Source organism: Pseudomonas acericola (SeqCode) (genome assembly GCF_053456465.1).
In genome coordinates this window covers 383873-398583 of sequence record NZ_JBRFJB010000002.1, presented here as the reverse complement: position 1 = coordinate 398583, position 14711 = coordinate 383873, and the positions used below count along the sequence as shown (strand labels likewise).

Here is a 14711-nt window from a genome sequence, read left to right as displayed (position 1 = left end):
TGTCACGACGCAGATGATGCCGCAAACAAGGCCAATTGCCATCATTGAATTTACGGCAAAGCCTGACCGTTGGTCGGCAAAAACCTATGCAACCGGTCAAGGTATGTAGAGCTTATCGGCGCAGCCCGCAGAATCTGTAGGCGCGCAAAAGGCCTTTTCTAGAGCGGCACCCGCTCGCGGCGCATCCACATCTCGAACGCCATGGCGTTCAAGGGACGGCTGATCAGGTACCCCTGGGCGGTGTCGCACTTCCACTGCTTGAGCAGCTTCAGGCTCGGCGCGAACTCCACGCCTTCGGCCACCACCTTGAGCCCCAGGTTGTGGCTCATCTCGATGGTGGAGCGCACGATCACCCCGTCGCCGCTGGTGCTGTCGAGGTTGCGCACAAAGGATTGGTCGATCTTCAACTCCTGCACCGGCAGGCGCTGCAATTGCGCGAGGGACGAATAGCCGGTGCCGTAGTCATCCACCGACAGGCTGATACCGCAACCGCGCAGTTGCTCCAGCACGTTCAGCGCCTGTTGCGGGTTGTGCATGATCGCGCTTTCGGTGATCTCGAAAATCAGCTGCTCGGCCGCCACGTCGTATTGCATCAACAAGGCAGTGACACGAATCGCCAGGTCATCATCGGCCAAATCGTCCACGGAAATATTCACCGACAGCTGGATATGCAACCCCCGCTGCCCCCACTCGGCGATCTGGCGCACGGCTTCTTCGATCACCCACAGGGTCAGGCTGCCCATGCTGCCGGTGCGTTCGGCCAGGGGAATGAATTCGGCGGGCGACACCTGGCCCAGGGTCGGATGCTGCCAGCGCAGCAAGGCTTCGGCCTGGCGCACATGCCCATGGCTGAGGTCGAGCTTGGGTTGGTAGCACAAGAACAACTCGCCCTCGACCACGGCGCGGCGCAGGTCGCGGATCAGGGTGATCTGGCGTTGGTGCGCCAGTTCGCGGTGCTGCTGGTAGATCTGCAAATGCCCCGGCAGGCTCGCTGCATCATGCCGGGCAATCGCGGCGCGGCTGATCAACTCTTCCACCTGCTGGCCATCGACGGGGTAAGCGGCGATACCGATGCTGACTTCGTGGCGCAGTTCGTCGTTGCCGACGCGCTGGGGCTCGGTGAGCAGCGCGTAGAGACGGTCGGCGCGCGCGACGGCGCGGTCGATCTCGGTGTTTTCCAGCAGCACCAGGAACTCACTGCCGGTGATGCGCGCAGCGGTGTCGCTGGCCAGCAGGCTCATGGACAAGCAGCGGCTGGCTTCGCGCAGCATCTCTTCCACGCCTTCGGGGCCAAAGCCTTCGTTGATGACGCGATAGTTTTCAATGCCCACGTACAGCAACACCACGGGCCGGCGGGCGCTGATCGCACTGCCCAGGCGCTCCATGGCCAGCGCGCGGTTGGGCAGGCCGGTGAGCGGGTCATGCAACGCGTTGTGCGCCAGTTGCCGCTCGCGCACGGCAATGCCGCTTTGCATGGCGTTGAAGGCACGGGCCAGGAGGCCGAATTCATCGTGGCTGCGCACCCGCACCGGCGTGCGGTAGTCACCGGCACCGATGCGCTCGGCCGCCTCCACCAACGCATTCAACGGCCGCGACACGCGCCGCGCGAGGAACAACGCCCCCGCCAGCGACACCAGCAGCACCGCCAGGGCAATCCCGAGGAACTGGCGGTCCAGCGGCGCAAAGGATTCCAGGGCATGGTCCAACGGACTTTGCAGCAGCACCCGCACCTCATCGCTGGCACCGGTATTGGCCAGCGACAGCACTTGGCTGAGCATGCGCTGGCCGTGGAAGCCTTCGATATGGGCCTCGGGGTTGACCTGCGGCTGGCGCAACGTCGTGACGATATCCGGCTGGACGGTGTCGGGCTGGGTGGTGAACAACGGCCCGGGGCGGCCGTCCTGCACGGCGAGGAACGACACTTCGAGGTTACTCATGGAACGCAGTTCGTTGGCGAACTGCGTATCCATCGGGAAGCCCATGACGATGCGCGCCACGGGCTGCGAGTTGACGACGTCCTTTTGCACCAGCAGGTACGGTCGCCCATCCATGGCCACGATGAGCATTTGCAGGCCACTGCGCCGCGCATGGCGCAAGGCATCGTCTTGGGGGAACGGCGTGCCACGGGTAAACAGCGGCAAGGTGCTGACCATCACCTTGCCGTCGAGGCCCAACACAAACACCTCGCTGGAACCGATGCCCGTGCCGTGGCGGTCCAGCGCCGCGAGGATCGGCGCAGGCTTGCCCTCGGCCACCGCTTGTTTGAAAGGTTCGTCCGCCGTCAGCCAGTCCAGCCCGTATTGCAGGCGCCGGCCGCGCAGGTCGAGCAGGCGCTCGAACACTTGGCTGCCGGTCTCCAGCTGGGCCTCGGCCTGGTTCTCCACGGCACGGGTGGTGGCGGTCTTGACGGCGAAGTAAGTGGCCGCGACCACCACCAACAGCAACAGCGCAAGCACGCCGGCGATACGGGTCTGGAACGTATGGCGCCACCTCATCGCTGTGCCCTCTGGCAGCGTGCGTCTGTTTCTGCCACTACGTCCCTGTGTCATAGGCTTCCCTGGCAACTGCTGACCCGGCGTCAAAAAAACATCCATTTGGATTGGATATTCGGTTTAAGCAGATTAGCTGGGAGCTGGGATAAGTACACCCAATAAAACAAGGAATGTTGCTGTCAAGTTATTGGCGGCACGGGCTTGACTTGGGGCTGAGCTGGGCGCGGAGCGCCCGTGGAGGCATTCCCACGCGGAGCGTGGGAACGATCGATAAACCAGAGGCGGAAGGAGATCCAATGTGGGAGCGGGCTTGCCCGCGATTGCGGTGGGTCAGCCAACACATGCATCAGCTTATAGGCCCTCATCGCGGGCAAGCCCGCTCCCACATAAGCCGAGCCTGTGCCTCTCTTTAGGCACCGCGCGCGCGCATGAAATCCCCCCAACGCCGCACCAAATAGTTGTGCTCATCCATCACCGAGTTCCACACCGCAATGTGCCCCATGCGCTGTTCATAGGAACCGCCATCACGCACTTCGCCGATATCGATCAACGGCAGGCCATCACTGCCCAGCAGCTCCTCCCGCGCAGGTTGACCGGCGTACCAGTAATCCCACTCGGCGCTGCTCAGGTGGTCGCGGCTGCGCGCCGGGTTGCCGATGTAGTAACCCTGGCGCGCCATCACCGCGCCGGGCCAGCCGGACAGCCACCAGTTGAGGTAGGCATAGGCCGCATCCAGCACCGGCCCTTGGGCATGGCGCGACAAGGACAAGCCGCCAAACCAGGCGCGATAGCCTTCACGCGGCACCGCCAGGCGGTATTTCACCCCGGCGCGGTGCAGGCGCATCAGGGTCGGCGACCACAGGCTCTGGATGTCGATGCTCGGGCTGAGCATCAACTGCGCAGCCTCTTCGTCATCCGACCAGAAGGCGGCGAAGTGGCCTTCCTTTTGTTTGCGCACGAGGATGTCGGCGAGCACGTCGATCTCTTCGATGCTCATGTTGCCGATGTCCTTGAACTGCGCGAGCCCCGCGCCCTGCACCGCCAGCGCGGCGTCCAGGGCGCCGATGGCGGCGTCGCTTTGCAGCGCGGTGCGTGCGCGCCAGGCCGGGTCGAGCAGCCAGCCCCAGCTTTCATTGCCGTGGCAAAAACCGTCGGGCAGGCGCTCGGGGCGGTAGGCAAAACTGTCGGCGTTGTGGGTCAGGGGCAGCATGCTGATGCGTTCGGTAACGGTGCTGCCGAGGCTGCCGTCGTGCTGCACGAACAGGCGTTCGCTGGGCACGCTGCCGCTGCCGAGACGGTCATCCGGCGACAGGCGGCCGCGCTTGGGCAGGTCGTTGATCTCGTGCCACAACGCGATGCGCCGCGTGTCGATGGGCTGGATCGCCCGCGCCGGCCACACAAAATCGACGTTATGGAACCACTGGTCATACAGGTCATAGCTGTCGGGCTGCATCACCGCGATGCGCTGGGCCTGCTCGACATCGTGCACCTGATACACCAGGCGGATGCCCAGCTCCTGCTCGGCACGTACGCGCAGGCATTCCAGCAAGGTCACCGACGTGCCAAGGACACGCAGGGTAATCATGCGGCGAACCGCCGCGAAAACACGTCAAACGAGCGGCGCAGCTGCGCCGGGTCGAGACCGCGCAGGATAAACACCAGGCGCGACTGGCGATCGCTGCCCGGCCATGCAGGCAAGTGCACCGGAGCGTGCAGGCAGTGCTGCACGCCATGAATGACGATGGGGGCGTTGCTGGCGTTCACGTTGAGCAGTCCTTTGACCCGGAGGATTCGTTCGCCGTGGCATCTTAACAGCATCGACAGCCACACCCCGAAGCCGACCCAATCCAGCGGCTGGTCGAAGGTCAGGCAGCACACTTGCGCGGCGCCATGGGTGGCGGTGGTGGGTTGATGCAATTGCCAGCGGCTGACTTCCACGGCGGGTTCGGCGCTGCGCAGGCCTTCGCCGAGCAGCAGTTGCTCGCCGCTGTGGATGTCCTGGGTATCGAGGATCGGCGTGCCGGCGTTGAGCGCCTGCAAGTGCGCGCGCAGCGGGGCGCTGTCGCCAGCCAGGTCGGTCTTGCTCAGCAGCAGGCGATCCGCTGCCGCGACCTGGGCCAGCCATTCCGGGTGTAACCGCTCTTGCAGCGTGGCGTGGCTGGCGTCGACCAGGGTGATCACCAGGCCAATATGAAAGCGCCCGCGCAACTGCACGTCGTTGTTCAAGGTGGCGAGAATTGGCGCCGGGTCGGCCAAGCCGGTGGTTTCGAGGATCACCCGTTTGAATGCCGGGACTTCCCCGCGCTCGCGGCGTTGCAACAGGCCGAGCAGCGCGTCTTTCAACTCGCCGCGAATCGAGCAGCACACGCAGCCGCTGGGCAGCAGCACGGTGTCCGGCGCGACCTCTTCCACCAGCAGGTGGTCGATGCCGACGTCGCCGAATTCATTGATCAGCAATGCCGTGTCGCCGAGGCTTTCGCCTTGCAGCAGGCGCTTGAGCAAGGTGGTCTTGCCGCTGCCGAGGAAGCCGGTGATCACATTCAGGGCGATGCTCATGATTGCATTCCTTTGTGGCGAGGGCGCTTGCTCCCGCTGGGCTGCGCAGCGGCCCCAAAAGCTTGGGAGCGCTGCGCACTCCAGCGGGAGCAAGCTCCCTCGCCACAGTCAGTGTTCAAGGTGGTCGAGCAGTTTGGGATCGAGGGGGTCCAACGGGCGGCCGAGCATGTTTTCGGCGGCCAGCCACAGTTGATCCAGGCCACTCGCCAGTTCCTGCTTGCCGGTGGCGCCGAGCAACAGGTACGAGGCGCCCTGGAAGTCTTCGACCTTGAGCCGGAACACCGCCAGCACCTGGTTGATCGCCGCGATCCGGCGCAGGCGTTCGCGGCGCCGGGGCACTTCATCGCCCAGGGGGTCGCTCCAGTGCAGGTCTTCGCCGAGCAGCCCGCAGAGTCCGCACATGGCTACACCCCGCTCATGGCATGACGTCGCCGGAGTTCGGGCCGAGGGTCTGGCCGACGAACAGATTACCGCCCGGCTCGCTGGCCAGCAGCACGGCGGTGGGCGCCACTTCATCGGCCAGGCCGAAGCGGCCCAGGGGCAACTCCTTGGCCTTGGCGCGTTTCCAGTCGTCGCTGATGCCACCCACCAACGGTGTTTCAATCGGGCCAGGGGCGATGGCGTTGACCAGTACGTTGTCCTTGGCGACTTCCAGTGCGAGGGACTTGGTAAAGCCGATCACCCCGGCCTTGGCGGCGGCGTAGTGAGTCAGTTCGGCGCCGCCCTTGATGCCCAGTTGCGAGGCGATATTGATGATGCGGCCCCAACGCTGCGCGAGCATGTGCGGTAAGGCGCGCTGGCTGGCGACGAACACGCTGGTGAGGTCGACGCGCAGCATGTCGTTCCACATCTCGATGGACAGATCGACACACCGCGCCTGGGTGAGCATGCCGGCGTTGTTGACGAGAATGTCGATGCCGCCGAACTGCGCGACGCAGGTATCCACACTGGCCTGGGCGCCTTCAACGGTGCCGACGTCAGCCAGGCATTCGACGACTTCGGCACCGAGGTTGCGGCAGGTGATTGCGGTTTCGGCGAGGCTGGCGGCGTTGCGGTCGGCCAGCACCAGGCGCGCGCCTTCAGCGGCGTAGGCGCGGGCGATGGCAGCGCCGATGCCGCTGCCGGCGCCGGTGATCACAGCGCGGCGGTTAGTCAGTTGCGTCATACAAAACTCCTCAGACACACACCGGCTCCCTGTGGGAGCTGGCTTGCCTGCGATGGCGGTGGTTCAGTAAATACATGTGCTGCTGACCCACCGCTATCGCAGGCAAGCCAGCTCCCACATTTGGACCGAGTACATCAGTTATTAATCAGGCCAGCGCACTGTGAGGCCGCCGTCGATGACGATGCTTTGCCCGGTCAGATAACTCGACGCATCACTGGTCAAGAACTGCACCAACGACGCCACTTCATCCGCCCGCCCTACTCGCCCCAGCGGAATCGCCCGCGCGGCTTTCGCCAGCCCTTCCGGCCCCAGCGAGTTCTTCACATCCAGCGACTGCGGCGTCTCGATCAACCCCGGGATCACCGCATTGCAACGGATGCCCTGGGCCGCCAACTCCACCGCCAGCGAGCGACACAACCCCGGCACGCCGGCTTTGGCCGCTGCGTAATGGCTGTGTTCCTGCCAGCCATACACGCCACCGGCAATCGATGAAATCGCCACCAGCGCGCCGCCTTCGCTCATGTGCCGGGTGGCCGCACGGAAGGTGCGCATCACCCCCGTCAGGTCGACATTGAGCATCTCGTCCCACAGCGCGTCGGTCATTTCCAGCAGCGGCGCACGCCGCAGCAAACCGGCGTTGGCAACGGCGTAGTCGAGGCGGCCGAAGTGCCGCACGGCTTGCTCGGCCAGGGCGTCCACCGAGGCAGTGTTGCCGACATCCAGCGGCAACATCAGGCATTCGCCGCCGGCTTCTTCCACCAACCCAACCGTGGTGTGCGGGTCATGGGGATCGGCTGGATAATACCCGCCGACCACCGCCACACCGACTCGCGCATAGGCCACGGCGAGGGCTTGGCCGATGCCGCTGGCGGCGCCGGTAATCAAGGCAACTTTACGGCTCATCACACACTCCTTACTGAACAGTTTCCGGGCGCACATGGCGCGCGGCGAACATCAACATGCCGGACAGGAAGCACGGCACCGCACCGAACCACAGCGCGGCGGTCTGCCAGTCGCTGCCGGCGGACAGCACCTGAGTGGCACCAAAACCTGCGACCACCGCACCAATCGGGCCCATGGCGTGGATGATCGCGCCGCCGGTGGCGCGGATGCTGGTGGGGAAGCTTTCGCTGATAAAGAACAGCGCCGCCGAGTACGGCCCGATCAGGAAGAACAGGCCCAGGCTGTACAGCCCGACCACCATCGCCATGTTGCTCGGGCCAAACAGCATGCCGGCGAACGCCAGGCCGCCGAGCATCCAGCCCAGGCCGATGACGTTGCGACGGCCGATCTTGTCGCCCATCCAACCGTGGCTGAGGTAACCGCAGTAGCCCACCAGGTTCGACAGCACGAGGATGATCAGCGAGTTCTCGAACGAGATGTGGTGCACGCTGACGATCACCGAAGTACCGAGCACGCTGAACACCTGGATCGCCGCCCAGTTGAGCAACAGCGCGGCGCCGATCACCAGGGTGGCGCGGCGGGCCGGGCCACGGAACGCGGCCTTGAGGCCGGCCTTGCTGTGTTCGTCGTAGTCCACGCCGTAGGTCACGGCGACGTTCTGCGCTTCAGTCACCGCGCCGCTTTTGCGCAGTTGGCTGATGCGTTCGTGGATCTGGAACTGCGGGCTTTCCTTGAGCTTGCGCGCCATGATCGCGATCACAATCGCCGGGATCGCGGCGAAGATGAAGCAGCCCTGCCAGCCGATGATCGGCAGCAGCAACGCGGTCAAACCGGCAGCGATCAACGCACCGACCGGCCAGCCGCCCTGCACCAGGCTGTAGATAAAACCACGGCGCTTGGTCAGGCGCGGGTCTTCCGAGGCGCCATACAGTTCACTCAGATACGTGGCGTTGACGGTTTCCTCGGCATAGCCCAGGCCGCCCAGCGAACGGATCAGGATCAGCGGCGACTTGCCCCACGCGCCGCCGATGGCGGTCAACGCGGAGCATAGCGCCGAGCCGGCCACGGTGAAGATAATGCCTTTGCGCCGGCCCAACTTATCGACCACCGGGCCAATGGCAAAGGCGACCACCGCCGTGCCCACGGCGACCCATGTCGCGATTTCAGCTTGCTCCACTTCACCCCAGCCAAAATGCCGGCCGATTTCCGGCAGCAAGGTGCCGAAAAGGATGAAGTCGTACACCGCAAACACCCAGGCGAAAAACGCGATCCAGGTGGCGAAGCGCACTTCCTTGGAGGTCAGTTGCCGGGGTTTCCAGCCGGTCAGGTCAAGCTTGTTGTAGATGGACATGAGTCGCGCCTCGGGGAGTAGGAAGGTCAGGTACGCGGTTGACGGCGGATAAAGTCATCGGCGATTTCGTCGAAGGTGACGAAGCGCACGCCGGCATGGCTCTGGATGTGTTCGATCAGGCGCTCCAGCATCAGCAGCACTTGCGGGCGGCCGGAGACGTCGGGGTGGATGGTCATGGTGAACACCGCGTGTTCGTGTTCGCGGTAGACCCAGTCGAACTGGTCGCGCCACATTTCTTCAAGGTGACGCGGGTTGACGAAGCCGTGGCTATTGGGGGCTTTTTTGATGAACATCATCGGCGGCAGGTCGTCGAGGTACCAGTTGGCCGGGATCTCTACCAGGTCGGTTTCTTCGCCGCGCACCAGGGGTTTCATCCAGGTGTCGGGGTGCTGGCTGTAGTCGATCTTGGTCCAGCTGTCGCCCTTGCGTACGTAGTAGGGGTGGAAGTCGTTGTGCATCAGGCTGTGGTCGTACTTGATGCCTTTTTTCAGCAGCAGTTCGTTGGTGACCTTGCTGAACTCCCACCACGGCGCAACGTAGCCGGTCGGGCGTTTGCCGGTGACCTGGGTGATCAGCTCGATGGACTTGTCGAGGACGATTTCCTCTTGCTCCGCGGTCATGGCAATCGGGTTTTCGTGGCTGTAGCCGTGCACGCCGATCTCGTGGCCGGCGTCGGCCACGGCTTTCATTTGCTCGGGGAAGGTTTCCATCGAGTGCCCGGGGATAAACCAGGTGGTGCGCAGGCCGTAGCGCTCGAACAGTTTGAGCAGGCGTGGCGCGCCGATTTCACCGGCGAACAGGCCGCGGGAGATGTCGTCGGGCGAGTCTTCGCCGCCATAGGAACCGAGCCAGCCGGCGACGGCATCAACGTCGACGCCAAATGCACAGAGGATGTCTTTAGCCATGGTGTGTCTCCTTAAATAGTCATTGCAGATTCGACGGACAACGCGGCGCGCAACAGGCGTGCGTCTTCCCCCGTCGGGGCGCTGAGCAGCAACCCAGTGGGCAGGCCCAGGGCGTCGCGGCCGCTGGGCAGGTTCACGCCGGGCATGTCCAGGAAACTGCCGGGCATGGTCAGGCGCAGGGTGGCGAGGTTGGTGTGGATGAACAGGTCATCGTCGGCTTCCAGCGGCGCCAGGGGCGGCGCGACGTGGGCGACGGTGGGGGTGATCAGCAGCGCGCCGTCGAGGTCGTCGAGCAGTTGTTGTTGCAGGCGGCGGCGGGCTTCGATCAGGTACAGCAATTGGCTGGCGGGCAGCGCGCGGGCGGCTTCGAGGCGGCGGCGTACGCGGGGGTCGAGGTGGTCGGCGTCGGGGCTGCCGAGCAACGCTTCGTGCAGGGCGAAGGCTTCGAAGGAACCGAGCCAGCCGTGGTCGCGGATCAACTCCAGGGTGGCCTGGAACGTCGGGCATTCACGTTCTTCGATCAGCGCGCCGGCGGCTTGCAGTTGCGCCACGGCGCGCAGCAGGTTGTCGCGCACGGCCGGCTCGACGTCTTGGTGCGCCAACACAAAACGCTGGCCCTTGAGGCTGCGGGGCGTGTGGACTTGGCGGCGGCCATGGAGCAAATCGTCGATGGTCAACGCGTCGCGCACGCTGCGGGTCAGCGGGCCGAGGCTGTCGAGGGTGCGCGACAACGGGAACACCGCGTCGCGGCTGTAGCGCCGGCTGCTGCTGCGGTAACCCACCAGGCCATTCAACGCGGCGGGGATGCGGATCGAGCCGGCGGTGTCGGTGCCCATGGCAATCGGTACGATCCCGGCCGCCACGGCGACCGCCGAACCCGAGGACGAACCGCCGGGGATGCGCGCCTGGTCACTGCTGTGCGGGTTGAACGGCGTGCCGAAATGCGGGTTCAGGCCCAGGCCGGAATAGGCCAGCTCGCTGAGGTTGGTCTTGCCCACGCTGACCATCCCCGCGCGGCACAACAGGCCGACGCTGGGCGCATCGAGCAAGGCCGCCGGCGCGTTGCGACGGTAGGCGGCGCCCGCCGTGGTGATGCTGCCGGCCACGTCGAACAGGTCTTTCCAGGCCAGCGGCACGCCATCAAGCACGCTCAGCGGCTGGCCGGCCCGCCAGCGCGCGGCTGAGGCTTCAGCCTCGCGACGGGCACGCTCGGCAGTCAGGGAGATAAATACGCAGGGGGCCATGCTCGCGTGGACAAGTGCCTGATCAAGCACCTGCACCGGGTCGCTGCGACCGCTGGCGAAATCCTCGGCCATGGAAGTGGCGTCTGACATCAAGATGACCCTCGCAAAACGTACATATTAATAAAATGTACATTTTACAAAGGCAGATTTCGTGCCAGTCTCTGTGTCGAGGTTTTTGCCAAGCGTGGGTTTATCGCCCAGAGCTACGGGATAGATAGCTTGGATAGCAGGAAAAATAGTTTGACTGAAGCCGGCGCAAGGCCTTGAATGAAATAATGTATCTTTTATTAATAAGTACATTTTGGTGCAGAAAAGTAACATTCCAACATTCCCAGCCCCAAAAAAGTGCCACCGACGTGGCGCAGGGTGACAGGCACAACTTATGAGAGAATCCCCGGCCACCGTCCTGAAAGCCCCTGAGAACGCAATGAAAGCAGTGTCTGCCTCGGCCTCCCGCTACGCGATGATTCACCAGGTATTGCGTGACGCGATCGTCAACGGCACGGCCCGCCACGGCCTGGTGTTGCTGGAAGCGCCGCTGGCCGAATTGTTCGGCACCAGCCGCGTGCCGGTGCGCAAGGCCCTGGACCTGTTGCACGACGAAGGCTTGATCTGCCGTTTCAACGGCCGGGGTTACCTGATCAACCCCGAAGGCCTGGCGATGGAGCCGCTGCGCCTGCCCTTGAGCCATGCGCACCTGGGGCTCAATGGCGAAGCGGAGTTGGTGGACACGCGGCCATTGGGCGAGCGCATCGTCGAGGAAATCGGCGCGGCGCTGTCCACCTGCATTGCCTTCGGCCATTACCGCCTGGATGAACAAGCCGCCGCCGACCACTACGGCGTCAGCCGCGCCGTGGTGCGTGAAGCGCTGATGCGCCTGCGCGACCGTGGCCTGGTGGAAAAGGAGCCCTATTCCCAATGGCTGGCCGGGCCGTTGACCGCGCGGGAAGTCACCGAAGACTACGAACTGCGCGCCTGCCTGGAACCCGAAGCCCTGCGCCTCAGCGCGCCGGGCCTGGACCGCGAGGAGCTGGAAGCGATGTTGCAACGGGTGCTGGACGCCCAGGACAGCCCGCAGTGCAGCCTGGAAGCCATCGAGCAGATCGAAGAGGATTTGCACCAGCGCTGCCTGGCCGGGTTGCAGAATCGCAAGATCGCTGCACTGATTCGCCAGGGGCAGAGCCCGATGATTATCAGTCGGATTTTTTACCGATTGCTGGGGATCGGCGCTGATCCGGCCATGTTGGCCGAGCATCGCTTGATTTTGGAGTTGTTGTTGCATGGGGCGGTGGATGCGGCGGCGTTGAATCTGCGCGAGCATTTGCAGCGGGCGCGGCAGCGGATGTTGCAGCGGTTAAAGGTATTGTCGGTATTGCCGGAACAACCCCTGCCCTCCTACCTCCACAAAATCAGCTGACTAAACACCATTTAAAGTGTGGGAGCTGGCTTGCCTGCGATAGCGGTATATCAGTCAAAGATGCTTCAACTGACAGACCGCTATCGCAGGCAAGCCAGCTCCCACAGGGTTCGTGTTGAGACAAATACTATGCAATATGTTGCTAACTTGACCTGACCATTGAAACCACCGCAACCCCGCCCCATCTAACCTGCATACTTCCTGATGCAGGTGCCCCATGAGCGACCAGCAAGAATTCCCCGAATACGACCTCAACGACTACGCAGATCCCGAAAACGCTGAATCCCCTTCGTCCAACACTGGCCTGGCGCTGCCTGGGCAAAACCTGCCGGACAAGGTCTACATCATCCCGATCCACAATCGGCCGTTCTTCCCGGCGCAAGTGCTGCCGGTGATCGTCAACGAAGAGCCGTGGGCCGAAACCCTGGAGCTGGTGAGTAAATCCGATCACCACAACCTCGCCCTGTTTTTCATGGACACGCCGCCAGAAGACCCACGCCATTTCGACACCTCCAGCCTGCCGCTGTACGGCACCCTGGTGAAGGTGCATCACGCCAGCCGCGAGAACGGCAAGCTGCAATTTGTCGCCCAGGGCCTGACCCGTGTGCGCATCAAGACCTGGCTCAAGCACCACCGTCCGCCGTACCTGGTGGAGGTCGAATACCCGCACCAGCCGTCAGAGCCGACCGATGAGGTGAAGGCCTACGGTATGGCGTTGATCAATGCGATCAAGGAACTGCTGCCGCTCAACCCGCTGTACAGCGAAGAGTTGAAGAACTACCTCAACCGCTTCAGCCCCAACGACCCGTCGCCGCTCACCGACTTCGCCGCCGCACTGACCTCGGCCACCGGTAACGAGTTGCAGGAAGTGCTGGACTGCGTGCCCATGCTCAAGCGCATGGAAAAAGTCCTGCCGATGCTGCGCAAAGAAGTAGAAGTTGCGCGCCTGCAAAAGGAAATCTCCGCCGAGGTGAACCGCAAGATCGGCGAACACCAGCGCGAGTTTTTCCTCAAGGAACAACTCAAGGTCATCCAGCAGGAGCTGGGCCTGACCAAGGACGACCGCAGCGCCGATGTCGAGCAGTTCGAACAACGCCTGCAAGGCAAAGTGCTGCCGGCCCAGGCGCAAAAGCGTATCGATGAAGAACTGAACAAACTGTCGATCCTCGAAACCGGCTCGCCAGAGTACGCAGTCACCCGCAATTACCTGGACTGGGCGACGGCGGTGCCGTGGGGCGTGTATGGCGAAGACAAGCTCGACCTGAAACACGCGCGCAAGGTGCTGGATAAACACCATGCGGGCCTGGACGACATCAAGAGCCGCATCCTCGAATTCCTCGCGGTGGGCGCTTATAAAGGCGAAGTCGCCGGCTCCATCGTGCTGCTGGTAGGCCCGCCGGGCGTGGGCAAGACCAGCGTCGGTAAATCTATCGCCGAATCCCTGGGGCGGCCGTTCTATCGTTTCAGCGTCGGCGGCATGCGCGACGAGGCCGAGATCAAGGGCCATCGCCGCACCTACATCGGCGCCCTGCCGGGCAAGCTGGTGCAGGCGCTGAAAGATGTGGAAGTGATGAACCCGGTGATCATGCTCGACGAGATCGACAAGATGGGCCAGAGCTTCCAGGGCGACCCGGCGTCGGCGCTCCTGGAAACCCTCGACCCGGAGCAGAACGTCGAATTCCTCGACCATTACCTGGACCTGCGCCTGGACCTGTCCAAAGTGCTGTTCGTGTGCACCGCCAACACCCTGGATTCGATCCCCGGCCCGTTGCTGGACCGGATGGAAGTGATTCGCCTGTCGGGCTATATCACCGAAGAAAAAGTCGCCATCGCCAAGCGCCACCTGTGGCCAAAACAGCTGGAAAAAGCCGGTGTGGCCAAAACCAGCCTGACCATCAGCGACGGCGCCCTGCGTGCACTGATCGACGGTTACGCCCGCGAGGCCGGGGTGCGCCAGTTGGAGAAACAGCTGGGCAAACTGGTGCGCAAGGCGGTGGTCAAGTTGCTGGATGAGCCGGACTCGGTGATCAAGATCGGCAACAAGGACCTGGAAAGCTCCCTGGGGATGCCGGTGTTCCGCAACGAACAAGTGTTGTCCGGCACCGGCGTGATTACCGGCCTGGCCTGGACCAGCATGGGCGGCGCGACCTTGCCGATCGAGGCGACGCGCATCCATACGCTCAATCGCGGTTTCAAGCTCACCGGGCAGTTGGGTGAAGTGATGAAGGAGTCCGCCGAAATCGCCTACAGCTACATCAGCTCGAACCTGAAGTCGTTTGGCGGCGACCCGAAGTTCTTCGACGAAGCCTTCGTGCACTTGCACGTGCCGGAAGGCGCCACGCCGAAAGACGGCCCGAGCGCCGGCGTGACCATGGCCAGTGCGCTGCTGTCTTTGGCACGTAACCAGCCGCCGAAAAAAGGCGTGGCCATGACCGGCGAGCTGACGCTGACCGGGCATGTGCTGCCGATTGGCGGGGTGCGTGAGAAGGTGATTGCCGCGCGGCGCCAGAAGATTCACGAACTGATCTTGCCGGAGCCGAACCGTGGCAGCTTCGAGGAATTGCCGGAGTACCTGAAGGAAGGCATGACGGTGCACTTTGCCAAGCGGTTTGCGGATGTGGCGAAAGTGCTCTTCTAAATCTCACCCCCCCTGTGGCGAGGGAGCTTGCTCCCGCTGG

Annotated in this window: 11 protein-coding genes; 2 read left to right on the top strand and 9 right to left on the bottom strand. The window is 63.6% G+C overall.

Features of this window, described 5'->3' with window-relative positions; translation table 11 throughout:
- Positions 1-158: 158 nt before the first annotated feature.
- From ACU688_RS07865 to ACU688_RS07825, 9 genes are all read right to left on the bottom strand, one after another.
- Complete coding sequence (locus ACU688_RS07865; protein WP_448184274.1) at positions 159-2495, bottom strand: putative bifunctional diguanylate cyclase/phosphodiesterase; 2337 nt, start codon at positions 2493-2495, stop codon at positions 159-161.
- A 406-nt stretch (positions 2496-2901) separates the two neighbouring features.
- Positions 2902-4077 (bottom strand): ABC transporter substrate-binding protein, encoded by a 1176-nt coding sequence (locus ACU688_RS07860; RefSeq protein WP_017735351.1) that lies wholly within the window; start codon positions 4075-4077, stop codon positions 2902-2904.
- A complete protein-coding gene (locus ACU688_RS07855) occupies positions 4074-5048 on the bottom strand; it encodes a CobW family GTP-binding protein (RefSeq protein ID WP_448184273.1) in 975 nt (324 codons plus the stop codon). Before ACU688_RS07855 ends, ACU688_RS07860 begins: the two co-directional genes overlap by 4 nt.
- A 108-nt stretch (positions 5049-5156) precedes the next feature.
- Positions 5157-5450 carry a hypothetical protein gene (locus tag ACU688_RS07850; RefSeq protein ID WP_448184272.1) on the bottom strand — a complete coding sequence of 98 codons (294 nt, stop codon included), beginning with the start codon at positions 5448-5450 and terminating at the stop codon, positions 5157-5159.
- 13 nt (positions 5451-5463) lie between these two features.
- Positions 5464-6213 (bottom strand): SDR family NAD(P)-dependent oxidoreductase, encoded by a 750-nt coding sequence (locus tag ACU688_RS07845; RefSeq protein WP_448184271.1) that lies wholly within the window; start codon positions 6211-6213, stop codon positions 5464-5466.
- Between the two features lie 141 nt (positions 6214-6354).
- The gene (locus tag ACU688_RS07840) at positions 6355-7116 is read right to left on the bottom strand and encodes an SDR family NAD(P)-dependent oxidoreductase (protein WP_448184270.1); all 762 of its coding nucleotides are present in this window, start codon (positions 7114-7116) and stop codon (positions 6355-6357) included.
- 10 nt (positions 7117-7126) lie between these two features.
- On the bottom strand, positions 7127-8467 hold the full coding sequence (locus ACU688_RS07835; protein WP_448184269.1) for an MFS transporter: 1341 nt from the start codon (positions 8465-8467) through the stop codon (positions 7127-7129).
- A gap of 26 nt (positions 8468-8493) precedes the next feature.
- Positions 8494-9372, bottom strand: coding sequence for a polysaccharide deacetylase family protein (locus tag ACU688_RS07830; RefSeq protein ID WP_003234086.1), 879 nt, complete (start codon positions 9370-9372; stop codon positions 8494-8496).
- Positions 9373-9383: 11 nt separating this feature from the next.
- Positions 9384-10706 (bottom strand): amidase, encoded by a 1323-nt coding sequence (locus ACU688_RS07825; RefSeq protein WP_448184268.1) that lies wholly within the window; start codon positions 10704-10706, stop codon positions 9384-9386.
- A gap of 337 nt (positions 10707-11043) precedes the next feature.
- On the opposite strand from ACU688_RS07825, the gene ACU688_RS07820 reads away from it, so the two are divergent.
- Both ACU688_RS07820 and lon read left to right on the top strand, forming a co-directional pair.
- Positions 11044-12033 (top strand): GntR family transcriptional regulator, encoded by a 990-nt coding sequence (locus ACU688_RS07820; protein WP_448184267.1) that lies wholly within the window; start codon positions 11044-11046, stop codon positions 12031-12033.
- Positions 12034-12250: 217 nt separating this feature from the next.
- A complete protein-coding gene (gene lon / locus ACU688_RS07815) occupies positions 12251-14671 on the top strand; it encodes an endopeptidase La (RefSeq protein ID WP_017735973.1) in 2421 nt (806 codons plus the stop codon).
- Positions 14672-14711: the final 40 nt, after the last annotated feature.